At 71.3% G+C, this 26,947-nt stretch carries 26 protein-coding genes and 1 pseudogene; 19 read left to right on the plus strand and 8 right to left on the minus strand.

Going from position 1 to position 26,947, the window contains the following annotated elements; genetic code table 11:
• Nucleotides 1-146 precede the first annotated feature (146 nt).
• Complete coding sequence (locus tag OIU81_RS35220; RefSeq protein WP_329154361.1) at nt 147-596, minus strand: hypothetical protein; 450 nt, start codon at nt 594-596, stop codon at nt 147-149.
• Nucleotides 597-649: 53 nt separating this feature from the next.
• Here OIU81_RS35220 and OIU81_RS35225 point away from each other — a divergent pair, with 53 nt between their 5' ends.
• From OIU81_RS35225 to OIU81_RS35255, 7 genes are all read left to right on the plus strand, one after another.
• Entirely contained in the window at nt 650-1,000 is a 351-nt protein-coding gene (locus OIU81_RS35225; protein ID WP_329154362.1) for a hypothetical protein, read from the plus strand.
• A gap of 229 nt (nt 1,001-1,229) precedes the next feature.
• Nucleotides 1,230-3,065 (plus strand): glycoside hydrolase family 15 protein, encoded by a 1,836-nt coding sequence (locus tag OIU81_RS35230; RefSeq protein WP_329154365.1) that lies wholly within the window; start codon nt 1,230-1,232, stop codon nt 3,063-3,065.
• A 216-nt stretch (nt 3,066-3,281) separates the two neighbouring features.
• Nucleotides 3,282-5,075 carry a coagulation factor 5/8 type domain-containing protein gene (locus OIU81_RS35235; RefSeq protein ID WP_329154367.1) on the plus strand — a complete coding sequence of 598 codons (1,794 nt, stop codon included), beginning with the start codon at nt 3,282-3,284 and terminating at the stop codon, nt 5,073-5,075.
• 97 nt (nt 5,076-5,172) lie between these two features.
• A complete protein-coding gene (locus OIU81_RS35240; protein WP_329154369.1) occupies nt 5,173-6,594 on the plus strand; it encodes a purine-cytosine permease family protein in 1,422 nt (473 codons plus the stop codon).
• Nucleotides 6,595-6,722: 128 nt separating this feature from the next.
• Nucleotides 6,723-7,637 carry a CPBP family glutamic-type intramembrane protease gene (locus OIU81_RS35245; RefSeq protein WP_329154370.1) on the plus strand — a complete coding sequence of 305 codons (915 nt, stop codon included), beginning with the start codon at nt 6,723-6,725 and terminating at the stop codon, nt 7,635-7,637.
• Between the two features lie 396 nt (nt 7,638-8,033).
• Entirely contained in the window at nt 8,034-8,195 is a 162-nt protein-coding gene (locus OIU81_RS35250) for a hypothetical protein (protein ID WP_329154371.1), read from the plus strand.
• 8 nt (nt 8,196-8,203) lie between these two features.
• The gene (locus OIU81_RS35255) at nt 8,204-8,710 is read left to right on the plus strand and encodes an ATP-binding protein (protein WP_329154373.1); all 507 of its coding nucleotides are present in this window, start codon (nt 8,204-8,206) and stop codon (nt 8,708-8,710) included.
• Between the two features lie 471 nt (nt 8,711-9,181).
• Here OIU81_RS35255 and fabV read toward each other — a convergent pair whose 3' ends face one another.
• Nucleotides 9,182-10,390: an enoyl-[acyl-carrier-protein] reductase FabV gene (gene fabV, locus OIU81_RS35260; RefSeq protein WP_329154374.1), complete on the minus strand. Its 1,209-nt coding sequence runs from the start codon at nt 10,388-10,390 to the stop codon at nt 9,182-9,184.
• A gap of 339 nt (nt 10,391-10,729) precedes the next feature.
• Here fabV and OIU81_RS35265 point away from each other — a divergent pair, with 339 nt between their 5' ends.
• Nucleotides 10,730-10,900, plus strand: coding sequence for a hypothetical protein (locus OIU81_RS35265; RefSeq protein ID WP_329154376.1), 171 nt, complete (start codon nt 10,730-10,732; stop codon nt 10,898-10,900).
• A 199-nt stretch (nt 10,901-11,099) separates the two neighbouring features.
• On the opposite strand, the gene OIU81_RS35270 is transcribed toward OIU81_RS35265, so the two are convergent.
• Entirely contained in the window at nt 11,100-11,300 is a 201-nt protein-coding gene (locus tag OIU81_RS35270; protein WP_329154378.1) for a hypothetical protein, read from the minus strand.
• Between the two features lie 549 nt (nt 11,301-11,849).
• On the opposite strand from OIU81_RS35270, the gene OIU81_RS35275 reads away from it, so the two are divergent.
• The 7 genes from OIU81_RS35275 (at nt 11,850) to OIU81_RS35305 (ending at nt 20,510) form a co-directional block, all read left to right on the plus strand.
• Complete coding sequence (locus tag OIU81_RS35275; RefSeq protein ID WP_329154379.1) at nt 11,850-13,160, plus strand: helix-turn-helix domain-containing protein; 1,311 nt, start codon at nt 11,850-11,852, stop codon at nt 13,158-13,160.
• 227 nt (nt 13,161-13,387) lie between these two features.
• The gene (locus tag OIU81_RS35280) at nt 13,388-14,080 is read left to right on the plus strand and encodes a toll/interleukin-1 receptor domain-containing protein (RefSeq protein ID WP_329154380.1); all 693 of its coding nucleotides are present in this window, start codon (nt 13,388-13,390) and stop codon (nt 14,078-14,080) included.
• Nucleotides 14,077-16,401, plus strand: a complete 2,325-nt coding sequence (locus OIU81_RS35285) for a hypothetical protein (RefSeq protein ID WP_329154381.1) — start codon at nt 14,077-14,079, stop codon at nt 16,399-16,401. Before OIU81_RS35280 ends, OIU81_RS35285 begins: the two co-directional genes overlap by 4 nt.
• A 28-nt stretch (nt 16,402-16,429) precedes the next feature.
• A complete protein-coding gene (locus tag OIU81_RS35290) occupies nt 16,430-17,335 on the plus strand; it encodes a hypothetical protein (RefSeq protein WP_329154383.1) in 906 nt (301 codons plus the stop codon).
• Nucleotides 17,332-18,618 (plus strand): OmpA family protein, encoded by a 1,287-nt coding sequence (locus OIU81_RS35295; RefSeq protein ID WP_329154384.1) that lies wholly within the window; start codon nt 17,332-17,334, stop codon nt 18,616-18,618. The genes OIU81_RS35290 and OIU81_RS35295 overlap by 4 nt, the downstream gene beginning before the upstream one ends.
• A 15-nt stretch (nt 18,619-18,633) precedes the next feature.
• Nucleotides 18,634-20,097 carry a hypothetical protein gene (locus OIU81_RS35300; protein ID WP_329154387.1) on the plus strand — a complete coding sequence of 488 codons (1,464 nt, stop codon included), beginning with the start codon at nt 18,634-18,636 and terminating at the stop codon, nt 20,095-20,097.
• Complete coding sequence (locus tag OIU81_RS35305; protein WP_329154388.1) at nt 20,094-20,510, plus strand: hypothetical protein; 417 nt, start codon at nt 20,094-20,096, stop codon at nt 20,508-20,510. Before OIU81_RS35300 ends, OIU81_RS35305 begins: the two co-directional genes overlap by 4 nt.
• A gap of 56 nt (nt 20,511-20,566) precedes the next feature.
• Here OIU81_RS35305 and OIU81_RS35310 read toward each other — a convergent pair whose 3' ends face one another.
• On the minus strand, nt 20,567-21,004 hold the full coding sequence (locus OIU81_RS35310) for an HIT family protein (protein ID WP_329154390.1): 438 nt from the start codon (nt 21,002-21,004) through the stop codon (nt 20,567-20,569).
• 117 nt (nt 21,005-21,121) lie between these two features.
• Nucleotides 21,122-21,688, minus strand: coding sequence for a GNAT family N-acetyltransferase (locus tag OIU81_RS35315; RefSeq protein ID WP_329155584.1), 567 nt, complete (start codon nt 21,686-21,688; stop codon nt 21,122-21,124).
• A gap of 169 nt (nt 21,689-21,857) precedes the next feature.
• Here OIU81_RS35315 and OIU81_RS35320 point away from each other — a divergent pair, with 169 nt between their 5' ends.
• Together OIU81_RS35320 and OIU81_RS35325 are read left to right on the plus strand one after the other, a co-directional pair.
• Nucleotides 21,858-22,277 (plus strand): DUF3662 domain-containing protein, encoded by a 420-nt coding sequence (locus OIU81_RS35320; protein ID WP_329155586.1) that lies wholly within the window; start codon nt 21,858-21,860, stop codon nt 22,275-22,277.
• 116 nt (nt 22,278-22,393) lie between these two features.
• Nucleotides 22,394-22,651, plus strand: a pseudogene (locus tag OIU81_RS35325) (TrmO family methyltransferase domain-containing protein); the annotation flags it as partial.
• 73 nt (nt 22,652-22,724) lie between these two features.
• On the opposite strand, the gene OIU81_RS35330 reads toward OIU81_RS35325, so the two are convergent.
• Both OIU81_RS35330 and OIU81_RS35335 read right to left on the minus strand, forming a co-directional pair.
• On the minus strand, nt 22,725-23,036 hold the full coding sequence (locus OIU81_RS35330) for a DUF4326 domain-containing protein (protein WP_329154391.1): 312 nt from the start codon (nt 23,034-23,036) through the stop codon (nt 22,725-22,727).
• Nucleotides 23,033-23,575: a PaaI family thioesterase gene (locus OIU81_RS35335; protein WP_329154392.1), complete on the minus strand. Its 543-nt coding sequence runs from the start codon at nt 23,573-23,575 to the stop codon at nt 23,033-23,035. The genes OIU81_RS35330 and OIU81_RS35335 overlap by 4 nt, the downstream gene beginning before the upstream one ends.
• Nucleotides 23,576-23,790: 215 nt before the next feature.
• On the opposite strand from OIU81_RS35335, the gene OIU81_RS35340 reads away from it, so the two are divergent.
• On the plus strand, nt 23,791-24,756 hold the full coding sequence (locus OIU81_RS35340; RefSeq protein WP_329154393.1) for a GlxA family transcriptional regulator: 966 nt from the start codon (nt 23,791-23,793) through the stop codon (nt 24,754-24,756).
• Nucleotides 24,757-24,885: 129 nt separating this feature from the next.
• Here OIU81_RS35340 and OIU81_RS35345 read toward each other — a convergent pair whose 3' ends face one another.
• A complete protein-coding gene (locus OIU81_RS35345) occupies nt 24,886-25,188 on the minus strand; it encodes a hypothetical protein (protein ID WP_329154395.1) in 303 nt (100 codons plus the stop codon).
• Nucleotides 25,189-25,755: 567 nt separating this feature from the next.
• Here OIU81_RS35345 and OIU81_RS35350 point away from each other — a divergent pair.
• Nucleotides 25,756-26,367 (plus strand): flavodoxin family protein, encoded by a 612-nt coding sequence (locus OIU81_RS35350; protein WP_329154396.1) that lies wholly within the window; start codon nt 25,756-25,758, stop codon nt 26,365-26,367.
• Nucleotides 26,368-26,947 lie beyond the last annotated feature (580 nt).

Consider the following 26,947-nt stretch of genomic DNA (forward strand, 5'->3'; position numbering starts at 1 on the left):
GGTGCGGTGCGGTGCGGTGCGAGGCCGTGCGGTGCCAGGTGCTGAGCGGCCGGGCGCAGGCGGTGACGGCCCGTCATCCGGCACGGCCGGCGAGGGCCCGCCGTCAGTGCGTCGGCAGATACCGGGCGAAGAACGAGTACACCTCGCTACGCACCAGGGGTACCGATACCGCTGGATCGATCGCGCCGACCAGGGAGTTCCGCCCGGCCACCATCAGCCACGCCGATGCGCCGGTCCTCGTACATCGCCTGCGCCGCGGTGGTGCCGCCGACCGAGTGGCCGTAGATGCCGACCTGCCGCAGATCGAGGGCTTGGCCAAGGGCTTTGGGCAACGGGCGCCCCGGCGCGTCCGGGTTCCGGCCCGCTGCCGGCACCGCGAGCTGGTCCAGCACGAAGCGGGTGTCCGCGATCCGGGGGTCGGGCACGGTGCACGGCGAGGGGCTCCCATGGATCGCGGCGGGAGCGGTCGACCAGATGCAGCGAGGTGACGCCGATGGGGTGTGGCCCTGGTGCAGGACCTGCACCAGGCGGAGTTCACCCGCCATGCGCTGGCCGTGGCCGTGGCCGTGGCCGAGCACGGTGGCGGTGCCGCACACTCACCGCACTCGTTCCCGGCACTCAACTACGCGACTTTGTATGAGAGTTGGCGGTGCCCGTCGCACAAGACATCAAGCTGGGCGGGCGCGGCGTCCTGCTGATGCCCACCTTCCACTGGACCGGCCATCCCCTCCTCTCCGACCTGCCCGACCGTCCCCTGACGGTGACCTGTCCGGCCGGCCCGGGGCTGCCGCTCCCGGCGGACGGGGCGACCGGCGCGGACCAGGCGCTCGCCGCGCCCACGCCGCCGCGCCTCGCGGGGCGGGGCGGGCCTGATCACCACGGCTCGCGCGGGGCGAGCCGCACTGCACCGGCGCACCGCCCTGGGGGCCCTGCTGGTGCGGCAGCACGGCTGAGAGCGGCCGGGCGGCGTGACTCGAGTGCCCTGCGCGACAACTCGTAACTCACCGTATCTGCGGCTCGTCGTATCCGTCCCCGCCCCATCCGTGCCCCGACCCATCCGTGGCCAGCCCCATCCGTGGCCAGCCCCATCCGTGGTCAGACCCGGCTGCCGTGGCTGCGGCGCCACCGGTGGCGTCCGCATCCGCCCGGCAGCCGCTCGCTCGCCGTCCGCAACCACCGGGAGGTAACCTGAATCCACTGTTTCCGCTCCTCAGTGCCGGGGAGGTCAGATGACCGCCGGTGTGAGTCTTCGCCCCAGCAAGGCCGATGCGCTGCGCTACACGCCCATCGCCGAACACGGCCTGATCGGCGATATGCGGACCGCTGCGCTCGTCGGCACCAACGGCACCATCGACTGGTACTGCTGCACTCGCTTCGACGCCCCCAGCGTCTTCGCCGCGATCCTGGATGCCGACCGCGGTGGGGCCTTCGAACTGGCCCCGGATGTGCCCGCCCGGACGAAGCAGTTCTACTTCCCGGACACCAACATCCTGATCACGCGCTTCTTCGCGGACAACGGTGTGGGCGAGGTCCAGGATTTCATGCCGATCGTCGACGACTCCCGTGAGGCGGACCGGCACCGGCTGATCCGGCGGGTGCTGTGTGTCCGCGGCTCGCTGCCGTTCAGCGCCCGGGTCGCGCCCCGCTTCGACTACGGGCGCAGTACGCACACGGTGCATGGCCGGCAGGGCCATACCGTGTTCGACTCCCCGGGGCTCTCCCTCGCGCTGACGTCCAGCGTTCCGGTCGAGATCGACGGCCCCGACGCCTGTTCCTCGTTCACACTGAGCGAGGGGGACGCCGCGGTGTTCGCGCTCGACCGGATCGGTGACGGCGTGGAGCCGCGGGCCTGCCCGGTCATGGAGGCGGAGGAACTGTTCAACGCGACGGTGCACTACTGGCGTGGCTGGCTGTCGAAGTCCCGCTACCGGGGGCGCTGGCGGGAGATGGTGCACCGCTCCGCGCTCATCCTCAAGCTCCTCACCTACGCGCCGACCGGCGCCATCGTGGCCGCCCCCACGACCAGCCTGCCCGAACAGGTCGGCGGCGAGCGCAACTGGGACTACCGCTATGCGTGGGTGCGGGACTCCGCGTTCTGCATCTACGCACTCCTCAGACTGGGCTTCACGGACGAGGCCAAGTCCTTTGTGCACTTCCTGTCCGAGAACATCTGTCCCCGGGACGGACCCGAGGCCCCCTTGCAGATCATGTACGGCATCGACGGCCGCAGCGATCTTCCCGAGGTCGAACTCCGCCATCTGGAGGGCCATTTGGGCTCGTCCCCCGTGCGGATCGGCAACAGCGCCGTCAACCAGCTCCAACTGGACATCTACGGTGCCCTCATCGACTCCCTCTACCTCTACGACAAATGGGGGGAGCCGCTGTCCAGCGACCACTGGGGCACCGTCGGCACGCTCGTCAACTGGGTCTGTGACAACTGGGATCAGCCGGACGAAGGCATCTGGGAGACCCGCGGGAAGATCCAGAACTTCCTCTACTCGCAGCTGATGTGCTGGGTCGCCATCGAACGGGCGATGCGCCTGGCCACGCACCGGGGTCTGCCCGCAGATATGCTCCGCTGGTCACAGGCCCGTGACGCGATCTACCGGCGCATCATGGAGCGTGGCTGGTCGCCCGAGCGGAAGGCGTTTGTGCAGCACGAGGGCGACGATGTCCTCGACGCCTCGGTGCTGATGATGCCGCTGGCCAAGTTCATCTCGCCCACGGACCCCAAATGGCTCTCCACGCTGGACGCCTTGGGCGAGGAACTGGTCTCCGACTCCCTGGTCTACCGCTACGACCCGAGCAACAGTCCGGACGGCCTGCGGGGTGAGGAAGGCACCTTCTCCATCTGCTCGTTCTGGTACGTCGAAGCGCTCTCCCGCGCCGGCCGGGTCGACGAGGCCCGCCTCGCCTTCGAGAAGATGCTCACCTACGGCAACCACCTCGGGCTGTACGCCGAGGAAATCGGCCACACCGGAGAGCAGATCGGCAACTTCCCCCAGGCTTTCACCCACTTGGCTCTCATCAGCGCCGCGTTCAACCTCGATCGCGCCCTGGGCTGACGGAGGCGTTCCGCCCTCCCCGGCCCGGCGGCGTCGCCCCAACTGTGCTTCATCCCAACTGTGCTTTATCTGCCGCCAATTGATGTGAAGTCAGGTTTCCTCGCTGATTCGCTGCCGGAACTCTTGACGCACCCGTCACACAGGATGAACATGCATCGGGCAAGAGAGCGCTCCCATGAACGTCGATCGTTCACTTCCTGAATCAGGAGAGCCGCCATGCCCACACCCCCCGCGGACGCCACCGCTTCCGGCACGCCGAGTCCTTCACGCCGTCGTGTGCTGGCCGCGATGGCAGCCGCGCTCCCCGCCGCGGGCCTGCCCGCCCCGTCCGCGCGTGCCTCGGCGGCGCCTGCCGCCGGCGCGCTGCCGGGCGGGGGCGACCTCGGCCCCCAGGTGCTGGTCTTCGATCCCGGTACGCCCGGCATCCAGGGCAAGCTCGACGAGATCTTCAAGCGGCAGGAGTCGGCCCAGTTCGGCGACGGGCGGTACGCACTGCTCTTCAAGCCGGGCACGTACAGCGGCCTGAACGCCCAGCTCGGCTTCTACACGTCGATCGCGGGGCTCGGACTCTCGCCCGACGACACGACGTTCCTCGGCGATGTGACCGTCGACGCCGGGTGGTTCGACGGCAATGCCACGCAGAACTTCTGGCGTTCGGCGGAGAACCTCGCGCTCCGTCCGGCCAACGGCACCAACCGGTGGGCCGTGGCGCAGGCGGCGCCCTTCCGGCGGATGCACGTCAAGGGCGGACTGAATCTGGCGCCCGACGGCTACGGCTGGGCCAGCGGCGGCTATATCGCCGACAGCCGGATCGACGGCACCGTGAGCCCCTACTCGCAGCAGCAGTGGTACACCCGCGACAGCTCGGTGGGCGGCTGGTCCGGTGCCGTCTGGAACATGGTGTTCTCGGGAGTCGAGGGAGCACCCGCACAGAGCTTCCCCGACCCGCCGTACACCACCCTCGACACCACACCGGTCTCCCGCGAAAAGCCCTTCCTGCATCTCGACGGGGCCGACCTCAAGGTCTTCCTGCCCGAGAAGCGTGTCCAGGCCCGCGGCACCACCTGGGGCAACGGCACACCGAGAGGCGAGTCGATTCCCCTCGACCGGTTCTACGTGGCCAAGCCGGGGGTCGACGCCGCGACCCTCAACGCCGCACTGGCCCAGGGCCTCAACCTGCTGCTCACACCCGGGATTTACCACGTCGACCAACCCCTCGCCGTGACGCGCGCGAACACCGTGGTCCTGGGCCTGGGTTACGCGACCCTGGTGCCGGACAACGGGGTGACGGCCCTGAAGGTCGCCGACGTCGACGGAGTGCGGCTCGCCGGATTCCTCCTCGACGCCGGCCCGGCCAACTCGGCCACGCTGCTGGAGGTCGGCCCCGAAGGGGCATCGGCTGATCACGCCGCGAATCCGACGACGGTTCAGGACGTGTTCCTCCGGATCGGCGGGGCGGGCCCCGGCAAGGCGACGACCGGCATGGTGATCAACAGCAACCACACCATCGTCGATCACACCTGGGTCTGGCGGGCCGACCACGGGGACGGCGTGGGCTGGGAGACCAACCGGGCCGACTACGGGGTCCGCGTCAACGGCGACGACGTACTGGCCACCGGTCTCTTCGTCGAGCACTTCAACAAGTACGACGTCGAGTGGCGCGGCGAACGGGGGCGGACGGTCTTCTTCCAGAACGAGAAGGCGTATGACGCGCCCGACCAGGCCGCGGTGCAGAACGGCAGCACCAAGGGGTACGCCGCGTACAAGATCGCCGACGAGGTGACCACGCACGAAGGCTGGGGGCTGGGCAGCTACTGCTATTACGTCGTGGATCCCACGATCCGCCAGGACCACGGCTTCGAGGCACCGGCCAGGCCGGGGGTGAGGTTCCACGGCCTGCTGGTGGTGTCCCTCGGGGGCAAGGGCCAGTACGAGCACGTGATCAACGGCATCGGCGCCGCCACCTCGGGCACCTCGACGGTGCCGTCGACGGTGGTCTCCTCCCCCTGAGGAGTCCGGGGGCGGGCGGTGCCGTGGCAGGGGGCCCTGCCGGGCGCACCGGGCGGCCCGCCTACCGTAGGGCGCATCTGTTGATGCCTGGAGAGCCATGACCTTCGAAGAATCCGCCTTCGCGGGGCGGATGCCCGCCCGGGCCGGCGACCTGGCGGTCGAGCGGCACGGAATCGAGCCGGTGCCCGAAAACAACCGCTACGGAAAGCCTGCCCGCCTTTTCACCGTATGGTTCGCGCCCAACCTGACCATGACCGGTGTGTTCTCCGGCACGGTCGGCGTGACCCTGGGGCTGGACTTCTGGACGGCGTTCACCGCCATGGTGCTCGGCACGCTCGTCGGTGCGGTGCCGGCCGCCTACCTCGGCACCTGGGGCAGCCGGACCGGGACGGGACAGCTGCCGCTGTCGCGGCTGGCCTTCGGGCGTGGCGTGGCGCTGCCCGGCATCATGCAGTGGCTCTCCTCCGTCGCCTGGGACGCGCTCATCGGCCTCTTCGGCGGTGAGGCGCTGGCCCAGCTGCTCGGCTGGCCGTTCTGGCTCGGTGCGCTGGTGATCCTGCTGCTCCAGGGTGCGGTCGGCGTCTTCGGCTACGAAGCGCTCCACCGGCTCCAAACGGTGATGACCTTCGTGCTGGGCGCCGCCTTCCTGGTCCTCGGCGCCAAGCTGCTGTCCGGTGTGCCGCTTCCCCTGCACGGGTCCGCGCACGGCGCCGACCGCCTCGGCGCCTTCGTCCTGACCAGCACCATCGCGCTGAGTCTGGCCGTCTCGTGGGCCCCCTACGCCTCGGACTTCAGCCGCTATCTGCCCCGTACGACGTCCGGGCCCCGGATGTTCTGGTACTCCCTGCTCGGCATGGTGCTGTCCTTCGCCTGGGTGCAGGCGCTCGGCCTGTGGGGCGCGGCGCTGTTCACCGACCAGACCGCCGCCGGGGTGCACAAACTGCTGGGCGGCGGCGCGCTCGGCGCCTTCGGTCTGCTGGCCATCGCGGCCGCCGCGGTGTGCAGCAACGCCATGAACGACTACAGCGGCTCGCTGGCGCTCCAGACGGCCGGCATCCGGGTGCCGCGGCCACTCGCCGCGGCCGCCGCGGCCGCACTCGGCTTTCTGCTGGTGCTGTGGCTGCACGACGCGGACACCACGGTGCGCTTCCAGAACCTGCTGCTGTTCGTGGGCTACTGGATCCCCGGATTCGTGGGCATCGTGCTGGTCGACGCGCGACTGCGGGCCAGGGCCCGGCAGGGTGCGCCGATCGACGTCGAGGCCGAGTTCGCCCGCCCTCAGCCGTGGTGGCCCGCCTGTGTCGCCTTCGTGGTCGCCTTCGCCGCGGCGGTGCCGTTCATGGACACCACCCTGTTCGTCGGTCCGGTCGCGGCCGCGCTGCACGGTGCCGATATCGCCTACTACGTTGCCTTCCTGGTCTCCGTCGCGGTCTATCTGCCGCTGCGGCTTGTGCTGTCTGCGCGTACGGCCGGGCCCGCTCTGACCAGCGACGGACGGCCGGTGGATCGAAGGATGTAGTCCGTGGTCGCGGTAGATCGTGCTGCGGGACGGTTTGACGTGCCGTCCGTTCCCCGCGTGCCGGAGTGCGGCTTTCATGGCCGAAGCCGGAGGCACACGAAGGCCTCGGCGGCCTGGGGGGAGCGGGGATGGCGGCAAGCTCGGATTCGGTGACGGAAGCGGCCCGGGGATCCGCCGTGCGGGCCTGGGGGAGGGCGCTGCTCGGTGGTGCGGTGATGGCGGGGGCGCTGGGAGCGGGGAACGCCCTGGGCGGGGCGCTCGTCCGCACGGTCGGTGCGGAGGGGTATCTGCGGCAGCTGCTGCCCGCCGTACTGGTGAGCGCGCTGGCCGTCCCCGTCGTGCTGCTGTTGCGGGCCGGCCGGCCGGCAGGGCGGCGTCCACTGGGGCTCGGCCCCCCGTCCTCGGCGCCCCGTGGGTTCCTCCGCGGCCTGGCCGTCACCGTGTCCTGTGCCGTCGCCGTCCTCGGTGCCGGTACCGCGCTCGGGTGGGTGCGCTGGTCCGAGCCGGACCCGGCGGCCCTTACGTCGTTCCTGGCCGGCAACGCCGTGGTGGCCGTGCTGCTGGAGGCGCTGCCGGAGGAGGTGACGCTGCGGGGCCTTGCCTGGGTCTCGTTGCGCGACCGGTTCGGCGGGGTGCTTTCGGCTCTGGGGACGACGGCGGTGTTCCTGCTGGTGCCGGCGGCCTCCACGGTGGTGCAGGCCGGGGTGTCCCGTGCCGTGGGCGTGGCCGCTCCGCCGGTGGGCCTGGCTCCCGCGGGCCAGGACCCCGTTGCCTACGCGGTCCTGCTCTTCGTCTTCGGGCTGACCCTGGTGGCCGCACGGACGGCACCGGGCCCCGCACCGCTGTGGGCGGCGATCGGCACCCACGTGGTCTTCCTGAGCGTCAATCGCGTCGTGTTCGAGGGCGCGGCGCGTGGCACGGGCTGGTCGGCGGAGGTCGGAGCGGACCACTCCGCGGTCCTGGTCCTCGGATACCTGGCGGCCACCGCGATGATCTTCGTGGGGGTGCGGGTGGTGTCGGCCCGGGGGAGGGGGCGGGGGTAATGGGGCCTGCTGGAACGCGGGCTATCCAGAATGGTGAGTTGTAGCCGCTATGCAGGATTTGTCCATATTCGGTGTCCGGCGGGACGGTGGTCTCGCGTGGGCGCGGCCCGAGGTTGTTGCCGTCGCCGTGCGTATCCCGTCTCTGCGGATGCCGTCCGTGCGGGTACGGTGCGCCTCCGGGAGGGGTGGAGCCCTGTGCGGAAGACTTTCCCGCGGTCGTGGAACGGCCGGAATTTCACCGCCCTTACCCGACGCCCCGTGAAGCAAACCAGGGGATTTCCCGATTGCTGAGGGTGGAATCGGGCACGCGAATGTCCGGAGGATGATGACAGTGGCTCCCTTCGGTGAGCTGATGTGCCGTATGGCTTCCGCCCCCTCGGGGTGTTCCGTGGCGCCGTGGCCGTCGTTGTCCGCCCGGACGAGAGCGGGTTCGAGCTGATCTTTCCGAACCCTCGCGACGAGCGCACCATTTCGTCCGACATCAAAGATATGTGGTTGATACCCCGGGAAGAGGGCACGCTTTCCGGTCTGAAGGAAACACGACGCGATACGAGGTGAGCTTTATCATGAGCACCGCTGAGGCTCCGCGTACGGTCACCGCGTCGCCGGTGCTGGAGCTTCAACTGGACTGCCATTCCGAAGCCGTCGGTCCCGCGCGGCACCTCGTGGGCGCGTACATGGCGCGCCTGGAGCCCTCCGTGGAGAGGGAAACGCGGGAGGCGGTGATTCTGGTCGTCTCCGAACTGGTCACCAATGCCGTGCGGCACGCGGGCGGCAAGAGCTGCACGCTGCGGCTGCTGGCGGACCCGGAAACAATCATGGTGTCCGTGGGCGATACCAGCCCTGTGCTGCCCCGCCCCCGCACTCCCGACGTCACGGGAGAAGGCGGCGGGTTCGGCTGGTCGATGGTCTGTCGTATCGCGACAACCGTCGAGGTCAGCAGGGGGCCGAGCGGGAAGACCGTGACCGCGACCATCCCCCGTGAGGTGGGGCGGACGGGTTCCGGCCAGTCGGCGGACGCCGCGCCGCGGCCCGCCAGCACCGCCGTCCGGCGCGGCGGTCGCCGGGGCTGACCGCCCCATTCGCCGGCTGATCAGCCGGCCGGACGGGCGATGAGGCGGCCCATTCGACAGCGCCCGGCTTGTCGTCAGCCCCGCATGCGGAAGCCGGCCACCTGATGGGCAGTCGGGATATTCTCCCGTCCCGGTCCCCCGTCTCCCGTCTCTTCTCTCCCCTCTCCCCTCTCCTCTCTCCTCTCTCCTCTCTCCTCTCTCCCGTCGTTCGGGAGATCACCGTCGACCGAGGTGTCACGAGTGCGCGAAACCCGCTTGAGGGGCGGCGGCGTCCGGTCGTCCGAATTCCCTGACGGTGAAATCTGCCGCGGACCGAACGGTGTCGTAGCCGAGCGAAACCGGGGACGGTCAACCACCCGGCAGGGTCGCCCAGTTACCCAGAGCAGGTAATTCCTCACCCGACAAGCCGGCGAATGCCTTTCCCGCGCATTCCCTGAGCGTGCCATCACCGGGAACTGAGCTCTCAGGAGTTCAGGAAGTGGTGTCCGGCCAGGGGATCTGCGTGGCCGTGGGGGCGCTGTAGTCGACGCCGGGCACCGCGAAGCCGTAGAGCCGCTGGACCTCGGCGTGGAACCAGTCGAGGTCGGCGAGACGGGTGATGGTCTCGGTGGTGGCCGTCTCCCACCGCTCGGTGACGGCGGCCTGGACCGCACTGTTGAGCTCCCAGGCGTCGAGCCGTACCCGGCCGTCCTCGTCGACATCGAGCGGCCGGACGCCCGTGAGCTGGTCCCACAGATCGGCCAGCTGGGCGATCGGCGGGACCATGCCCTCGCCGAGGGCGCCGCGCAGCAGGCCCACATAGAGCGCGATGCCCGGGATGGCGGTGGAGGACTGGGTGACCGCGGCCCCGTTGACGGAGGTCACCGCGCGACCACGGACCAGCTTGTCCAGGCGCTCGTTGAGCCTACGGGCGGTCGCCTCCAGGTGGGACTTGGCGGCGCCGATGGTGCCCTGCCGGTAGATACCGTCCGTCAGCGGGGATCCGATGTAGGAGAGGGCAGCGGTGGTGAAACCGTCGGCGAGCAGACCGCGGTCGGCGAGGTGGCCGACCCACCGCTCCCAGTCCGCGCCGCCCATCACCGCGACCGTCTGCTCGATGTCGTCGCCCTCGGCCGGCGGGGTCTCCACCATCTTGACCTCCGGCGTCCCCGCCCCGTCGAAGACGAGGGTCTTGGTGCGGTACGCCTCGCCGATGGGCTTGAGGACGGAGGTGTGGGCGGCACCGGTGTCCGGGTCGGTGCGCCGCGGAGCGGCCACCGAATAGACCAGATGGTCCAGGCGGCCGAAGCGCTCCCGGAGCAGGTCCGCGACCTGGTCCTTGATCTCGTCGGAGAAGGCGTCGCCGTTGAGGAACACCATCTCGTGACCGTGCCGAAGGGCGAGTTCCGCGGTGGCGGCGGTGCGGTACCAGCCGGCGGTGGCGGTGCGCCGCTCGGTGGGGGCCTTCTCGAGGCAGACGGCGATGCCGCGGATCCCCGCCCGGGCGAGGCCGGCGATCGTCGCGGCCAGCCCGTAGCCCGCCGAGGAGCCCACGACGAGAGCCACCGGAGCGGTGTCCGGGACGTGCTCGGGGGAGGGGACGGCCTGCCACATCTCCTCCACCAGGCGTGCGCAGCCGGCCGGGTGGGAGTCGAGGAAGAGGAAGCCGCGGCTGCGTGGGGTGATGACGCGTTCGCTCATGACGCACGTCCTTCGGGTCGTCGTGGGGAAGCGGCGGCCGCCAGGAGCAGGTGTACCGCACCCGGCAAGTCTGCGACCCCGCGTCGGCTCATGATCGGCTCGGCGGGCACAGTAATGCGGGGGTGGTTTTGGAGGGTTTCCCTCAGTTCGGGGTGGGAGTCGGCCGCTCACCGCGTGGACGGGCCGTTCGGGCCACCCGCGTGGTCGAGGGTCTCCGCCCCCTCCGCCGGACGGCGGGACTCCGTGCGGGCCGGCCTGCGGGACTCCAGCCCGTCGCCGAAACGGATGACGCGGCTCTGAACACTCCGTACATGATCACTGGACGGTCCCCTGCCCCTGATGGTCCTCCCGTGGGACATGCTCGACGCCGCCGGTCTGTTCCGGTGCCGCCAGGGGGCGGACAACTCGGGCCACCGGCTGATGAGTCCGGAGCTCTGTCCCGCCGGGCGGTGGTTCGGCGAACACGAGCGTCCCGCGGGCTACCTCCGCCCGCAGGACCTCATCAGCTGACCGTTCAACACCTGGTCGTTCGGCGCGTTGCCGATCCGCACCTTGTCGTTCGGCGCGTTGCCGTTCCGCACCTTGTCGTTCGGTGCTTGGTCGTTCGGCGCCTTGCCCCCGGCAGCCCACCCCTCCCGGATGTGCGCCGGATCCGGGTCACCGGTCACCCTGCTCTTCCCACAGGGCTCCGCACCGCAGCCGGTCGGGCTTACTGTCCTTCGGACACCGGGGTGCCGTCGTTGCCGTTGTCTGCGTGCCAGGACACCGGGGCGTCCTTGCAGGAGTGCGAGTGGCCGGGGACGTGCTGCTCCGATGCGGCCTGTGCGGGGACGGTCCCCAACAGGCCGAGGGTGAGTCCGGCACTCGCCCCTGCGATCAGCGACCTCAGTTTTCTGTTGCGATGCCTCATCTGCGTTCTCCCCCTTGCGGATTCCTCTGTGTCCGGTCAGTGGGCAGCGGTGGCGCACGAGCTCCCTGCGGCCCGTGCACGTCTGCCCGAGCACTGCGTGGTCGCGCCGGTCGTCGTCGGCCGAGGGACGGGAACACCGCACCCTCGGCCGAGTACCGCTCCACTCAGCAAACGCTCCGCTGATCAACGAGCGATAAACGTGGCGCCGGTGGGCGGCGGTATCCAGCCGTCGTCGGCGCCGGAGCCCTTCAGGCGCAGGAAAACCGTGAACACGTAGGCGGTGAGCGGCAGTTGGAGGGGGTGTCTCGGATGCCGGCCGCCCGCCGGGGGCCGGCGGCCGGGCACCGTTGCGGAACCGCCTGCGGCGTCGAAGCGGCCCGTCGCGCACGGGGGCCTTCCTGCGGGTCCGGAGGGGAAGATTGTTTCCCCGGCAGGAAGCGGAGCGTGATGAAACCGATAGCAACACAATTCGTGAAGGGTATGTGAAAGTTGGACTGACGCGTGGCACACTCCCTTCACCGGTCGCGAGCGACGAGGGGGGCGAGCGGGGTGCAGAGTATTCCGGTGGGTTTCGGGGCGGAGTTACGCCGGCGAAGGACCGAAGCGGGGCTGTCTCTGGGGAAACTGGCGACTCTGATTTGCTTTTCCAAAGGGCACTTGAGCAAGATCGAGCGCGGCGTCAAGACGCCCAGTCACGATCTTGCCCAGTTATGCGACAGTGCCCTCAATGCCGGTGGGCAACTCAGCGGCCTGATTTCCGCACCCGAGCGCAGTGCCGACAAGGCGCCCTTCCCTGAAGCTGATGTCGGTACGCCCTGGAGCTTGCGTATGCAGGCCGGCGGCGAGAGCGACTTCGTGGCATTCGATCCCACGGCGCTCGGCGGGGCCGGTCCCGCCACCATTGTGAGCTGGTCCCTCGCACCTCCGCTTCTCGAAAGCGCGGAGACGAATGCGGCATTGCCCTACTTCCGCAATGTCTTCGACGAGTTCCGCCGGTTGGGCCAGCTCTTCGGGCCGGCGGTGGTCGCGCAGCTCTGCATCGCGGCCACCAGCGCGCTGCGGGGCATGGCGCACCAGGCGCGGCCCGCGCACCGTGGCGTGGTGCTCCGGCTCGCCTCCCGGTTCGCCGAGTACACCGGGTGGATGGCGCAGGAGGCGGGCAGCGACGCGGCCTCGCTGTGGTGGACCGAGCAGGCGGTGCAGCTGGCCGCGGACGGCGGTGACGACGAGCTCGCCGCCTACGCACTGGTCCGCCGGGCCGAACTCGCCTTGTACACCGGCGATTCGACGGCCACCGTCCAGCTGGCACGGCTGGCCGGTCAGCAGGCCCGCAGCGCACGTATCCGCGGCCTGGCCGCCCAGCGCGAGGCACAGGGGCAAGCCCTTGTCGGGGACCGCGAGGCCTGCCGCCGGGCTCTCGACCGCGGCGCGGAGCTCACGTCCGGCGCGGCCCCGCCGGACGATACGGACCCGGTCCTCGGCAGCATCCATCTGCCGGACCTGACCGCCTTCGTCGCCGGCTGGTGCCTGCACGACCTCGGCTCTCCGGCGGAGGCCGTCACCCTGCTCGGGGACGGACTGGACGCCATTCCCGCAGAATCCCGTCGGGCCAGAGCCCGCTATGGTGCCCGGCTGGCGCTTGCCCTGGCGAACGTCGGGGAAATCGAACAGGCCTGCGCGATCGCCGAATTGGTCGCCGCTCATGTGGCCCTCATCGACTCGGCGACCATCCGCGCCGATCTTCTGCGGCTGAGTCGCGTCCTCAATCGTTGGCCAAAGAATTCGACCGTTCGGCAGACCCTTCCACAGCTCGCGATCGGTCTGCGCACCCACCGGATCGGGCCCGGAACTCCGGGCTGACCTTTTCACCGGCGAGCCCGGCTCCACGCAAGGCCGCCGAAGAGCCGTACTCCCGCGTACCCGTGGTGTTCCGTTGCCCGCCCAAAAGGCCGAGGGCAACGCGTTGACCGCGCGTGAAACGCCTGTGAATCTCGGCTTCATCCCCCTGTGGCGCGACAGCATTGCCGGGCCTTGCCCTGTGCGGCTGCCGCAATCCACTCCGTACCCGTGAGGAAAGGCAGCACATCATGGCCGGCGTTTTCATCAACTACCGGACCGGCGACGGCGCCACCGCGGCCGTCCTGCTCGACGAGCAATTGAAAGGCGTATTCGGACCGGAGAATGTGTTCCGGGACCGCCGTCGCACCGCACCGGGCGAGCACTTCCCGCCCCACCTGTGGTGCGCCCTGGAGAGCTGCTCGGTCCTGCTGGTGCTCATCGGCCGGAACTGGCTGTCGCAGTGCGACGACACCGGCCGCCGCCGGATCGATGTACCGGGCGACTACGTCCACGACGAGATCGCAGCCGCGCTCAAGTGGCGCCGGACCGTCCTGCCCGTGCTGATCGACGGTGCCACCCTCCCCACCAAGGAGGAACTCCCCGATGACCTCGCCGAACTGACGGAGCGGCAGTTCATGCCTCTGCGGGTGCCGTACGCCCACCTCGACCTCCCCGTCATCACCGACGTACTGCGCAGGCACGTACCGGTGAGCCCGGAAGCGACTTCGGAACCGACTCCGGAACCGACTCCTGCGCCGCCGGTACCCCCCGGCGCCGGCCCCCAGTTGAGCGGGTTCACCTTCGGCGACGGGGCCGCCGTCAACCTCGGGAGCGGCGGAGCCACCACCTACACGGGAAACGCCATCAGCCACGGCGGCAACGCCACCTACAACGAAAACGGCGGCGAAAACGGCGGCGAAAAGAACGGAGGAACGTCATGAGCGGCACCGAACAGCTCGGCGCGGAGGCTGCCGCGCCGGAGGACGTGCCGGGTGGGGAACCCTCGTCCGAGATCGCGGACGAACCGGCACCGGGCGCGGCCGCACCGGCGGAGCCGGGACCGGCCGCGGCCGCCGACAGCCCGGAGGCTCCCGCTGCCGCCCGGGCCGAGGACGCGCCGGTCACGAGCGGTGCCGGCCGGGTCCCGCCCCCGGAGACGGAACGGGCGGCCCCACGCCGGGAGACCGATGAGGGCGGCTCCTTCTCCCGCTACCAGGAGGCCCGGCAGCAGATCTCCCTGAGCCGGCTCAGCCGCAGCGCGGTCGCCCAGGGCGGCGGCCCCGCCTTCTACGCCGAGCAGTTGACCCTCGGCGGGGAGACCCGGGTCGACGTCCAGACGCTGGGCGTCCCCTCGCTGACGGTCGCGCAGCAGCTGGACTGCCATCTGGACGTCGACCAGCAGACACAGATGGCCACCCGGCTCGCGGCACAGCATGTGCTGCTGCTCGCCGGGAAGCCGGGCAGCGGCCGGCTGTCCACGGCACTGACGCTGCTCGCCGGCTGCTGCCCCGACGACCGCCTCAACATTCTGCACAGCGAGGCCCCGGGCTTCCTGCAGGAGGTCTGCCGGCGGGCCGACGAACTGCTCACCCCTGACGGCTTCGTGATCGACCTCGACGACCGGGAGGTGAAGCTGTCGACGCTGGAGACGCTCGGCCATCTCGCCCGCACCCGGCGTGCCTTCGTCGTCGTCCTCGGCGACCTGGCGCGGGTGGACCCGGACCGGCTGCGGCCCCATGCCTTCGCGCACCGGCGCCCGCCTCTCGGCGAGGTCCTCGCGGTACATCTGCGCCGGCTGCTCGCCGGGCATCCCGGCGCCTGCACCGACCCGGAGTGCAGCACCGGGCACACCACCGCGTTCACCGCCCGGATGCTGGAGTCACCGCAGGTGCAGCGCACCCTCGACGGGGCGGTGTCCGTCCGCAGCGTCGTGGAGTTCGCGGAGGTGCTGGCCCAGAGCGTGCACTGCGAGGACACCAGCCTCGCCGAGGTCATCGGGCAGTGGCGCGACCGGCTGCGCCGGCTGGCCAAGCACCTGCTGCGCGTCCCCACCGAGACCGCGCCGGGCTCGGTCCTGGACCCGCACCGCCAGGCGTTCCGCATCGCCTACGCCTTCTTCCACGGCCTGCCGCTCGCCGATGTCTTCGAGGCGGGCCAGCTGCTCAGCGCGTCCGTGCTGCCGCGCTACGAGACCCGTGAACTGGCGCCCGCCAACCACGTCTTCGAGCGCGAGCTGGACCAGCTGATCCCGCCGGAGATGCTCGCCGCCGCGGAGGCGGTGGACCCCGTGTCCGGGAGTCGCGCCGACGACAACCCCCGGTGCGCCCGGCTCGTGGACGAAGAGCTGATGCACGCCGTCATCGAGGTCGTCTGGCACGACTACGACAGCCTGCGCCACCCCCTGCTGGAGTGGCTGACGGCGCTGGTCGCCGGGCCCCTGGAACGCATCCGGGTACGGGCCGCCCAGATCGCCGGGATCCTGCTCAGCCATGACTTCGACAGCGTCTACCGGGACCTGATCCGCACCTGGGCCGGGGTGAAGTCCGCGCCCTACCGCCAGTGCGCCGCCCTGGCCCTGGAGATGGCGGCCCACGACCCCCGGCTGGTACCGCGGGTGCGCGGGCAGATCAGAAGCTGGCTGAGCAGCTCCCGGTGGCAGTTCCAGGACAGCGCGGCGCGGGCGTACGGGACCCTGGTCGGCGCGCAGGACGTCCCCGACACCCTCTGGGCGCTGCGCGAACTGGGTACCCGGCCGGAGCTGGCGTTCAGCAGCTCGGTGGCCTTCTCGATGGCCTGGCTCTTCCTCACCGTCGCCCCGGGCCCGACGTCCGACGCCCTGGACCACTGGATCGCCTCGGACAACGACCATCCGACCCGGCACGCCATCCGCACCCTGCTGATCCTCAGCCGCTACAGCGCCGGCCCGGACCACCGCGACCGGCCCGTGCTGGCCGACGCCGCCATGACCGACCCGGACCGGGCGGACGCCCTGGTCCGCCTCTGGCGCCATGCCCTGATGGGGCAGCACAGCTCGACCCGCGCCTGGGACCTGCTGCGGCGCTGGCTGCTGACAGGGGACGCGGACAAGGAACTGGCCGCCTTCCTGGAAGCCCTCGTACCCCGTATCTGCGCCCGGCCGCTGTCCTTGCGCGCCGGTTTCTACCTCGGTATGTGGGCCGGCCGGCACCCCGACTCCCGCACCGTCCGCCGCCTCCGGCACCGGCTGGCCAAGGGCGCCCTCGCCACCTCAACCGCGTCCTGACGACGCCCGTACGAAGAGGAGATGGACCATGACGGAACGCAAGCGACTGCGCACCAGACTGCGCGACTGGTGGCGCCGGGTCACCGGAAGGGACGGTGCCCGCATCGACCACGGTCCGCAGGCCGCCGCCGACCCGGAGGACACCGGCACCACCACGACGGGCGGCCAGGCGGCCCAGGCCGAGGTGGGGGTGGAGCTGTCGCCGGCCGAAGAGGCACTGTGGGTGGCCGCCCGCGGCGATGTGTTCACCTTCGAGGTCGTCCCGCACTTCCGCTGGAGCAGCCGGGAGATGACGCTGGACGTGCTGCGCGAGCGCGCGGCGGTCCACGAGGAGGCGGCCCGCGGCAAACTGCTGCGACGTGCCTGGTCCCTCGCCCGGACCTGCGACCCCGCCGACCCGGTGGCCGCGGAGAAGGCCGTCAACAAGGAGCTGCGCAGCGGCTGGTGCTACCGGGACGAGAAGGGCCTGATCCGTTGCCGGCCGTCGGTGCGGATGCGGATCGACCCGGCCCTGCGCGAACACGTCCTGCCCTTCCACCTCGCCGAGATACGGCTGAAGGAGGAGCACCGCCTCGGCGAACTCAAGGCGGACCAGGTGCAGACGCTCACCGAACGCTGGCTGCTGGTGATGAGCGAGCTCGAACTCCTCGGCCCTCTGGGACCGGCCGAGCGGCGGCTGCTGGTGCCCTTCGCGGCGGCGCTCGCCGACGACGACTTCCGCCAGGTCATGCAGGCGCTCAAGAACACCCGCCGCAACGGGGCCGAGGCGCTCGCCGAGGTCCTCACCGCCGCGGCCAAGCACCACGAGCAGGTGGGCCTCTTCGAGTACGCCAATGCGTACGACAAGGCGCTCAGCGAGTTCTGCCGACAGATGGGACTCAGCCCCTTCTCCTGGGTGGACACCGTGACCGAGGTCGAGGAGCCGGCACCGTGAACACCACCGGCACCGCGGCGGTCCGCACCTCCGGGCACCGCCGGCCACTCGGGCGCCGCGGGGGAGCGCCCCTGCTGGCCGGCGCCCTGGCGGTCGTGCTGACGGCCGGTCTGACCAGCGCCTGCGGCGGCGCCGCGGCACCTGCGGACGCCTGCGGCTGGATGACGGAACCCCTGGGCGCCGACGCCGGCCATACGGTGATCCTCGTCGACGGCTCCGCCTCCGTACGCGGCACCGCCGCCGGGCGCGACTACGCCGGCAGCGTCGGTCGGCTGCTGGCGGCGGTGGTCCAGCGCAAGGACACCGTCTCGGTGGGCACCTTCAGCGGCGACTCCGCGCAGATCGCCTGGACCGTCAAGGACCGCTCCGCCGACTGGGTCACCGACAACGACAACGCCATCAACCAGAAGACGCGGAAGCAGCAGGCGGCCGAATGCCTCAGTGGCTTCGTCGCGAAGGCCCAGGGCGCCGCGCCGCACGGCAGCGGCAGCAATGTGCTCGCGGCCCTCACGGCGGGAGCCGCCGCACTGGACTCCGCGGCCGGCCGGCACAGTCTGCTGGTACTGACCGACGGTCTCTCCACCGCGGGCTGCGCCGATCTGCGGGCGGCCGCCTTCCGGGACAAGAGGGAGATCGACGCCATCGCCCGCGTCTGCGCCGCCCGGGACGAGATACCGGCCCTCAAGGGCGTGCACCTCACCCTGGCCGGCGTGGGCCAGCCGGCCACCGACCAGCCCGCTCCGACGCCGGCCCAGCGCACCTGGCTGAGCAGCCTGTGGCGCAAGCTCTGCGGCGCCGGCAAGGCGGCCTCCGGCACGTCCTGCACCGTCACACCGACGGTCATCGGCACCGCGGACCATCCGCGGCCGCGGAAGAAGCCGCCCCAGGACCCGGTGATCCGCTACGCCGACGACCGCCCCGAGACCTACCAACTGCCGGGCGCGGCGCTCTTCGACACCAACTCCTCGACCGTACGGCGATCGGCCCTGCCGCTGCTCGGCGACGTCGCGGTGAGCGCCCGCACCACCGCCGGCAGCCGGGTCGCCGTCTACGGCTACGTCGACCCGCGCGGCCGCCCGGGCAACAACCATCAGCTGTCACAGGACCGGGCTGACGCGGTGAAGAGGGTGCTGACCGGACTCGGGCTGACGCGGGTGACGGCCCACGGCCGGGGCCTGCCGAAGGGGTGCGCCACACCGCAGCGTGCTGCGGGGAGCGGGATGTCCGCCGAGGAACGGCTCCAGTGCGACCGGCGCGTCGACATCGACATCATCAGAAAGTGAGGGCGGCGCCCCGCGATGAACACCACCAATGGAAAGCACCGCACCGGGCCTGCCGCCCGCTACCAGTCGGCTGTGGACTGCCCCGGCAGTGAACCCGCCTTCGTCGGACCGGACATCACGCAGCGGCCGGCCTCCAGAGCGGCGGACCAGACCGACAACCGGGAACAGGCCGCCCTGATGCGCGCCTTCACCGACGCCAACAGCGCACTGACCGCCGCACAACCGGGCCTCGGCCACGCGGCAACGGCCCTCGCCCGCACCTTCCAGGAGACCCGGACCACCATCGAAGCGGCCGGGCGGTTCGCCACCGCCGGCTCGTCCCGGCGGGCCCAGGAACGCATCGGGGAACTGCACGCCCGCCACGCCGACGACGGGCCCGAAAGCCTCCGCTGTCCACCGGTGCTCTGGCGGCGGCTGCTGTGGCCCACGCTGATCGCCGGGGTGGCGTTCGACACGATGTTCATCGGGACCCTGATGCAGCGGTTCTTCGGGCTGGCATCCGGACAGGTCTCCTACTACCTGGCGTACTTGCCGGGATTCGGGATCGCCGTGTGTCTGCTGGCCGCCGGCAGCCTGCTCGCCGAGTCCCTCTTCCGACGGCGGACCCGGACCGCCCGGACGCCGGAGCGGACGCGCCGGGGGCCGGTCGCGGCGCTGCGCGAGACGATATGGCCCACGAGCCCGCGTACGGAGCGGCGCACGCCCGGCGAACTGCCCTGGCCGAACGCGGCCGGGCCGGTGCTCTTCACCGCGGCGATCCTGTCGATGGTCGGGATCTGGGCGCGGATGCGCGCGGCCGACGCGGTACGCGAGCACGTGGACCTGGCGCCGGACCAGAACGCCGTCCTCATCCTCACCCTGGTGCTCAGCACCGCCGCGATCGTGGTCAAGGTCCTCGCCCACAACCCCTGTGCCGACAGCGACCGGGAGGCCCAGCGGTCCGTCGCCTCCGCGGAGAAGCGCGGCCGGGCGCTGGTGGCGGAGGCGCGGCGCAGCCTGGTGGGGCACACCGAGACCTGGTGGCGGCTGCGGTCCGCCGTCGAGGCCGCGGCCACCGATGCCCGCCGTACGCTCGACGAGGCATGCATCCGCATCGTCGAGGAACGTGCCCGCACCGGCGTGGCCGGCAGCTTCGACCTGCCGCTGACCACACCCGCCTGGCCCTACCCGCGGTCCGTGCGCAACGGATCCGGCGACCGCCCGTCCGGCGGGGAGCGTGGGCCTGCGCACCCCACCCCGCCCCGGGCCCGCCTCGAACTCCTCGACCAGGCCGTCGCGTTGCTCATCCGCTACGCCCCCGAGGCGCTCGAAGACCGCCTCACCGCCATTGCCGACGACATCGGCACCCAGTTCCGGGACGCGACGGGGCGGGCCGGCGGGGAGCAGGGGCACGGTGAGACGCAGACACGTGGCGACGCACCGCGCGGCAGCGACGCGGTGGACGGCCGGCCGCCCGAGGAAGAGGTCACGGCGCCATGACCGCGCAGCCGGCCTTCCGGCCCGATGAAGTGAAGCACCTGGAATTCCTGCAGGCGGTGATCGCCCGGCACGCCAACACCTCCTTCCTGGTCAAGAGCTGGGCGATGACCGTCAGCGGTGCCTTCGTCGCGGTCGCGACCCGCGGACCGAGCTGGCGGACGGCCGCGGTCGCCGTGGGGCTGGCGGCGGGCTTCTGGCTGCTCGACAGCTACTACCTCCGCCAGGAACGGCGGTTCCGCACCCTCTACGAGAAGGTCGCCGACCGGAGTGCGCAGGTGCCGCCCTTCACCATGGACGCCGAGCAGTACGGCGGCCCCGTGTCCTGGCGCGAGGTCGCACTGTCCAGGACGATGCTGCTCTCCTACGGAGTCCTGGTCGCCATCGACACCATGACGGTCGTCTTCCTCGCCTGACCGCCGCGCTCAGGCCCGTACCGGGCGGGCCTGTCCGGTACGGGCTCGTGCCGCGGTCATCTCCGGGCAGGAGCGGCGGTCCACGGCAGCAGCAGGCCGTCGCCGTCGGTGCGCGGGACGAGGTGGAGATGGAGATGGCGGACGGTCTGGGTGGCCGAGGTGCCGCGCGAGGTGATCACGTTGCAGTCGCCGGCCTCCGCCGCGAGTTCGGCGGCGCGCAGCATGGTGGTCGCGGAGACCACCGGGTCCTCCGCGACATCGGCGACATGCACCCGGGGGATGACCAGCGCATGTCCGGCGGTGACCCCTCCGTGGTGCGGTCGGATGGCGATGGTCTCCGGCCACTCGCGCAACAGCGTGGCCGGTGCCTGGCCGCCCACGATCAGACAGAAGGGGCAGCCGGGCCGCCGGGCGGGCCGGGGAGTCCGCGGATGCTGCGGGCGGGTGCCGGGCAGGTCGCCGGCCGCCTCGCGGAACTCCCCGGGACAGACCATGAATCCTCCGCAGCAACGTCGTGGGGGCGGCCGTGCCCCATGAGAGTCCGCTCATGCGTTACTCAGCCAGATTTCCGGCCGTTTGAACGCTATGTTCCGCCGCCGGGCGGACCGTCCTCACCAGAGTCTGTCGATCTCGCCCGGATACACCTCGATACGGGAGTGCGGGAAAGAGGAGCGGTGCCGCCGGGCGAGGGGCGAGAAGAAGCCGCCCAGGGTGACCTTGTCGAAGCCGGGCCGGTCGCTGGGGAACGGGTCCGGCGGCGTACCGCCGATCAGCACCGCACCGGGGAGCCGCTGCCAGCCCGCGCGCTCGTAGAAGGACAGCAGCGGTCGGTCGCAGGTGAACAGGCCGACGTCCAGATCCATGGCGGCCATCTCCGTGCGGGCGGCCGTCACCAGGCGGTGGCCATGACCCTGGCCGCGGGCGGCCCGTCGGGTCACCACCGTGCTCAGCCCCGCGGCCCGGAACCGCTGTCCGTCGTGGACGAGTTCCTTGCGGAGGATGTCGAGCGCGGCGAGCACCGAGGATCCCTCGACGAGCAGCATCGACACCGGCCGCAGTGCCGGGTCGTGGGCGAACGTGCCGGGCGCCGACGCGGAATCCGGGGGCCAGGCCTCGTCCCTGAGCGCCGACACCTGTTGGTGCAGGGCGGGCGGGACAGCGGCTTCCGGGAATGTCATGATCGGCACACGTCCATTGTGGCTGCCCGCCTCACGGAGACCAAGGCGTTTCCGGTCCCGCCGGCTGTGACCGCCGACCGTTCCCGCCCCCGCCCCCGCCCCCGGGCCCGACGTGATCGCGGACCGGCATCCTTGCATGTCCATGGCGTCCGTCGGGCAGGCGACCGTCATGGGAATGCTGAGGCGTTTGGAACGTGCGGTGGAGGACTGCGAGAGCGCGCTGCTGGCCAAGATCTTCCACACCGACCCGGTCCAGTTGCTCGATGACCTGCGGCAGGAGTGCGATGAGCACGCCGTCGTGTGCAGCCGGCATCGAGTTCTGGTACCCAACGACTACACCGTTGAACTCGCGCAGGAAGTACATGACGAACTCGTCGCAGGCGGCGGAGAGGTGGGGCAGCAGCTGACCGATGTGCTGGCCCGGCACGCCATCGAGCGCGACTACGAATGGGCGGGCCCGCTGACGGTCCACGTCACCACCGCCGAGGTCCCGAACGGCCGGTACCGCGTGTCGAGCGCCGCCCTCGCGCACATCCCCGCCGTTGCCGCTGGCCCCCAACAGGCCACACCAGCGGTGGGATTCACCTGATCCGTCCGGCGTCGCCGGGGCAGACCGGGCATCTGTCGCACAGACCCTTTGGAGGCCTGAATGGACCGGACCGCACACCCTCAGCTCGATGAGATCACCCTGCGGCCCATCGGCCGGGTGGTGAGCACCCGCGTGGCAACCCCGACTGGCCGCTGGTCGGCATCTTCGCGCAGCGCGGCAAGGACCGTCCCAACCGGCTGGGCGTCTCGCGCTGCACGCTGGTGAAGGCCGACGGCGTGGACCTCCACGTCCTCGGCCTGGACGCGGTGGACGCAACCCCGGTCCTCGACATCAAGCCCTACCTCCACGAGTTCGGCCCCCGCGGCGAGCTTCGGCAGCCGCAATGGGCGAGCGAACTGATGGCCCGCTACTACAGACAGACAGACAGACAGCCGGAGCCGCGCCGTGGGGAGCACCACGGCACGGCCCGCCGGCCGTCCGCCGGGCTCACTCCAACGAGTCGGCGATCTCCGCGATCACCTGGGCATGGCAGGGCTCAGGAAGGCACCAGCAGCCCAGCCGGCGGCCGCGCAGCTCGGGCAGGAGAGCGAGCAGATCGGGGCGCGCCAGCAGATGGTCGCGGTACTTCGCCAGGACCTCCGCGCGCGTTCCGTCCGGGCCCGGACGAAAGGGACTGGCCAGCGGTGAGGCGTTGAGGTGCCAGCCGCCCCGGTGCATCGCCCGCCCGACGTAGACCACGTCGGCGTACTCCGGATCGTCGCGGTGGCCCTTGAGGTTGACGACCGTCGTGCGCTTCATACCGTCATCCTCGCGCCGTTCGCCGCGTCCGGCAGTGCGAACACTGCGCACGTCGTGGTCGCATGGGCGTAGACCTTGCCGTCGGCCGCCCCGACCACCCGGGCCTCGGCGGTCGCGGTCGTACGGCCCGCGTGCACGACGTTGCCCTCGCAGCGCAGCAGGGGGCCGTGGGCGAAGACGGGGCGCACCAGATGCACCCCGAGCTGGACCGTGGTGTACGCGCGTCCCGGCGGCAGTGTCGTCAGGACCGCACTGCCGAGGGCGGAGTCGAGCAGGGTGGCGAGAAAGCCGCCGTGCACACTGCCCATCGGATTGAGGAGATGCTCGCCGGGCTCCCCCTCGAACACGGCCCGGCCCTCCTCGGCGGCCACCAGCCGGAACCCGAGCGTCCCGCAGATCGGGGCCGGGGGCAGCGTGCCGTCGAGGCTGAGCCGGAGCAGTTCCAGACCGGAACGGCCGCCCACGTCCGCGAAGGAGGTGGGGGAAGCCCAGTGGTGGGTGCGCGAGCGCGTCCCGCCGGTGTCCGTGGACCGTGTCATCTCTCGTTCTCTTCCGTTCGTGCCGCCGCACACCCGGCGGGTGCGGCGGAGCGGGACCGCCGGCGGGCCGCGGCACAGGCCGTGGGCCGGGCGCCGCCCGGTGTCCCCGACTCCTGGGACCGGTGGGTGCCCCAAGCGGGACACCCACCGAACGTACGGCTGCGCACCAGCCGCATGACAGTGTCGTAAACGACTCCTCTGATAGCGTTTCCGACATGGATGTGGCGGTGCTGGCCTACGACGGAGTCTTCGACTCCGGGCTCGCGGCGATCCTCGACGTACTCGACGGCGCCAACGCGATGCGCGGGGAACTGGCCCAGCCGCCGCCCGCCTGGCGGGTCACCACGCACGGCTTCCGCCGCCGGGTGCGCACCGCGGCCGGACACCTCGTGCAGACCGCCCCGGTGAGTGCGGCCGCAGCGGCGGACCTGCTGGTCGTTCCCGCCCTCGCCGAGCGGCGCCCCGAGTCCCTCCTCGCCCATGTCTCGGGTGCGGCGTCCGCCCCGCTGCGGCGTCTGGTGGCGACCGCACGCGAGCGCGGCACCCCCGTCGCCTCGGCGTGCACCGGCACCTTCCTGCTGGCGGAGTCCGGGGTCCTGGACGGACGGCGGGCCACCACGAGCTGGTGGCTGGCCCCGGTCTTCCGCACCCGCTATCCCGCGGTCGAGGTCGAGCAGACCCGCATGGTGATCACCTCGGACGGTGTGACGACGGCCGGCGCCGCCTTCGGCCATGTCGACCTCGCACTCGCCGTCGTCCGGATGACCAGCCCCGCGCTGGCGGACCTGGTGGCCCGCTATCTGGTGGTCGACGAACGGCCCTCGCAGTCGGCGTACACCATCCCCGGCGCCCTCGCCCGGAGCGACCCGCTGGTGTCGGCCTTCGAGGGCTGGGTCCGCGGGCGGCTGTCCGGGCCGATCAGCATCAGTACGGCCGCCCGCGAGCTGGGCGTCAGCGAACGGACCCTGCAACGCACGGTGCGGCGCACCCTGGGCATCTCCCCGGTGCGCTTCGTGCAGGACGTCCGGGTGGAGCAGGCGGCGCATCTGCTGCGGACCACCGATCTGACGCTGGAGGCCGTCGCCCGCACGGTCGGATACGAGCACGCCAACACCCTCCGCGTCCTGCTGCGCCGGCTCACCGGCCGGACGGCGGGAGCCCTCCGGGGCCCGGACGGCTGACGTCCGGGCCGAGAGCGGCCGCCCCCGTACGTTCGGGGACGTACGGGGGCGGCCCGCCTCCCGGGCGCCGCACCCGGTGACCACCGGTGTGCTGGCGGGAGGTGTGCGCTGCCGGGAGGTGCCGGCGGTTTACAGCGGCCGGGCCCAGAGGTCCCACTGGAGACCCCCGCCGTCGCAGAACGGATCGGCCCACTTGCCGCTGCTGACCAGGTCGGTGCCGGCGGCCTGGCATCCGCTGAGGGTCCAGAACTTCTTGCCGGTCCACACGGTTCCAGGCGGGCCGTCCATCGGCGTGACGTGGTGCTGAGCCCGAGCCACCGGCGCGGCGGCCGCGGTGGCGGGGGCCGCATGGGCCTGAGCGGCGCCCCCCAGTCCGAGGACAGTGAGTGTGGCGGCAGCGAGTGCGGTGGTGAGAATGCGCCTGTTTCGCATGTGATTTCCTTCCCCGTCGTTCCGGGCCCCTTGCGGGCCCGTCACCCTGCACACGGATACGGACCCTTCGGTGTATGACACCTCGTGATGTGAGGTGGGTCACACGGGGGGTTGGACCTCGAACGGCGGCTCGTCCGGCCCCGTCGGGGCCGCCGATGCGGCGCGTCCGGTGGCTCGACCCTCCCGCTCCTTCGCAAAGTCCATTGACTGAAAAGGCATTTGACGAAGCGTCACCACGTCGCTTTTGCGGTTCCGGTCGGCCGGTGTCCTGGGGAGGGTGGTTGCCGGGAAGTGGCGCCGCGGTGCCCGGCGCGTTCCCCGCGTCGAGGTGTCGTGGTGCCGGCCGCGGCGGTCGTGAGGCCTGGTGGGCGGACGGGCGGGCGCCTGGGAGTCGGGGATGGCTGTGCGAACTGCCCCGACTTGCCGGTTTGCCGGTTCTTTTCGGGGTGTTCGCCGGAGACGCTTGCCTTGGAAGTGTGTGGGTGGATAGCGTAACCAGCACCTAAAGCTTTCTGGACAGCTTTAGTGAAAGCTAAAACACTGGATCGTCCCGGGTGGGGGAGAAGTATGCAGATCAAGGTTGCGGTGGCGTACCACAGCGGATACGGCCACACCGCAAAGCAGGCGGCGGCCGTCGCGGCCGGCGCCGAGAAGGTTCCCGACACCCAGGTACGCCTGGTCTCCCTTGCCGAGCTGAACGACGAACTGTGGGAGGTGCTGCAGGAGTCCGATGCGCTGATCTTCGGCACGCCGACCTACATGGGCGGCAGCAGCGCCGTCTTCCGTGCCTTCGTCGAAGCCACCAGTGCGGTCTGGGGCGACAACATGCGCTGGAAGAACAAGATCGCCGGCGGTTTCACCAACAGCGGCAACATGGCCGGTGACAAGCTCAACGCGCTGATCGACATTGCGCTGTTCGCCGCCCAGCACGGCATGGTCTGGGTCGGCCTCGCGGAGTACGGCGGCTGGAACACCTCCACCGGAAGCCCCGAGGACCTCAACCGGCTCGGCAGCTGGCTGGGTGCCATGTCCCAGTCGAACAACGACGAGGGGGCCGATGTCATCCCCTGCGCCAGCGACCTGCGCACCGCCGAGGCGCTCGGCCGCCGGATCGCCGAGACGGCCCACATCCACCGGGCCGGCCGCGCGGCCGTCGAGTTCGACGAGGTGTCCGGCTGACGATCCGCGGTTCTTGTGGAGGCAGCTGCGACGGGAGGGGGGCCCGATGAACAGCCGTCAGAGGCCGGTGCGCCCTGCGGACATCTCCACCATGGAGGTCCGCGGTGGCGGGCCGGTCAACGGGGTGCACGGCACGGCAACCGCCGTGCGGGACAAGGCTGCTGACGGCACGTCCGTGCGGCGGCCGATCGGCCACGCGCCGCGGGAGCGGGCGCGGGCTCGCGTACGCCCGTCCGGCCGGACCCGGGTGCCCCCGGTCCGCGCCCGCCGCTCCCCGCGTGCGGGGCACCGTCACCGCCACCACACTGCCGCCGCAGCGGCCCCCTCATGTCCTTGCCACCCGGCCTCCCCCGGCCCTTCCTTGCCTGCCGCCTTGCCGGCCGCACCGGAGGCGTGAGGCTCATGTGCCGCGACGCCCGGGTGGCCGGTTTCTCCGTGGCCTCACGGAACGCGGCACCGGCGCCCGGAACCGGCGCACACACCAGCAGCTGAACACCACCCGACGGGCCCGCCCCGCCGGGTGAAGCATCACGGCACCACGGCACCAGGCACCACGGCGCGGAACACCCTCCGCTGCGTC

The sequence above is a fragment of the Streptomyces sp. NBC_01454 genome, from assembly GCF_036227565.1.
Lineage (GTDB): Bacteria > Actinomycetota > Actinomycetes > Streptomycetales > Streptomycetaceae > Streptomyces.

Excerpts from the sequence above, each read along its gene's own strand:
- OIU81_RS35230 (WP_329154365.1), top strand. The coding sequence starts at position 1,230 with ATGACCGCCGGTGTGAGTCTTCGCCCCAGCAAGGCCGATGCGCTGCGC.
- OIU81_RS35235 (WP_329154367.1), top strand. The coding sequence starts at position 3,282 with ATGCCCACACCCCCCGCGGACGCCACCGCTTCCGGCACGCCGAGTCCT.
- OIU81_RS35240 (WP_329154369.1), top strand. The coding sequence starts at position 5,173 with ATGACCTTCGAAGAATCCGCCTTCGCGGGGCGGATGCCCGCCCGGGCC.
- OIU81_RS35245 (WP_329154370.1), top strand. The coding sequence starts at position 6,723 with ATGGCGGCAAGCTCGGATTCGGTGACGGAAGCGGCCCGGGGATCCGCC.
- OIU81_RS35255 (WP_329154373.1), top strand. The coding sequence starts at position 8,204 with ATGAGCACCGCTGAGGCTCCGCGTACGGTCACCGCGTCGCCGGTGCTG.
- fabV (WP_329154374.1), bottom strand. The coding sequence starts at position 10,390 with ATGAGCGAACGCGTCATCACCCCACGCAGCCGCGGCTTCCTCTTCCTC.
- OIU81_RS35265 (WP_329154376.1), top strand. The coding sequence starts at position 10,730 with ATGGTCCTCCCGTGGGACATGCTCGACGCCGCCGGTCTGTTCCGGTGC.
- OIU81_RS35270 (WP_329154378.1), bottom strand. The coding sequence starts at position 11,300 with ATGAGGCATCGCAACAGAAAACTGAGGTCGCTGATCGCAGGGGCGAGT.
- OIU81_RS35280 (WP_329154380.1), top strand. The coding sequence starts at position 13,388 with ATGGCCGGCGTTTTCATCAACTACCGGACCGGCGACGGCGCCACCGCG.
- OIU81_RS35285 (WP_329154381.1), top strand. The coding sequence starts at position 14,077 with ATGAGCGGCACCGAACAGCTCGGCGCGGAGGCTGCCGCGCCGGAGGAC.
- OIU81_RS35290 (WP_329154383.1), top strand. The coding sequence starts at position 16,430 with ATGACGGAACGCAAGCGACTGCGCACCAGACTGCGCGACTGGTGGCGC.
- OIU81_RS35300 (WP_329154387.1), top strand. The coding sequence starts at position 18,634 with ATGAACACCACCAATGGAAAGCACCGCACCGGGCCTGCCGCCCGCTAC.
- OIU81_RS35305 (WP_329154388.1), top strand. The coding sequence starts at position 20,094 with ATGACCGCGCAGCCGGCCTTCCGGCCCGATGAAGTGAAGCACCTGGAA.
- OIU81_RS35310 (WP_329154390.1), bottom strand. The coding sequence starts at position 21,004 with ATGGTCTGTCCCGGGGAGTTCCGCGAGGCGGCCGGCGACCTGCCCGGC.
- OIU81_RS35315 (WP_329155584.1), bottom strand. The coding sequence starts at position 21,688 with ATGACATTCCCGGAAGCCGCTGTCCCGCCCGCCCTGCACCAACAGGTG.
- OIU81_RS35320 (WP_329155586.1), top strand. The coding sequence starts at position 21,858 with ATGGGAATGCTGAGGCGTTTGGAACGTGCGGTGGAGGACTGCGAGAGC.
- OIU81_RS35330 (WP_329154391.1), bottom strand. The coding sequence starts at position 23,036 with ATGAAGCGCACGACGGTCGTCAACCTCAAGGGCCACCGCGACGATCCG.
- OIU81_RS35335 (WP_329154392.1), bottom strand. The coding sequence starts at position 23,575 with ATGACACGGTCCACGGACACCGGCGGGACGCGCTCGCGCACCCACCAC.
- OIU81_RS35340 (WP_329154393.1), top strand. The coding sequence starts at position 23,791 with ATGGATGTGGCGGTGCTGGCCTACGACGGAGTCTTCGACTCCGGGCTC.
- OIU81_RS35345 (WP_329154395.1), bottom strand. The coding sequence starts at position 25,188 with ATGCGAAACAGGCGCATTCTCACCACCGCACTCGCTGCCGCCACACTC.
- OIU81_RS35350 (WP_329154396.1), top strand. The coding sequence starts at position 25,756 with ATGCAGATCAAGGTTGCGGTGGCGTACCACAGCGGATACGGCCACACC.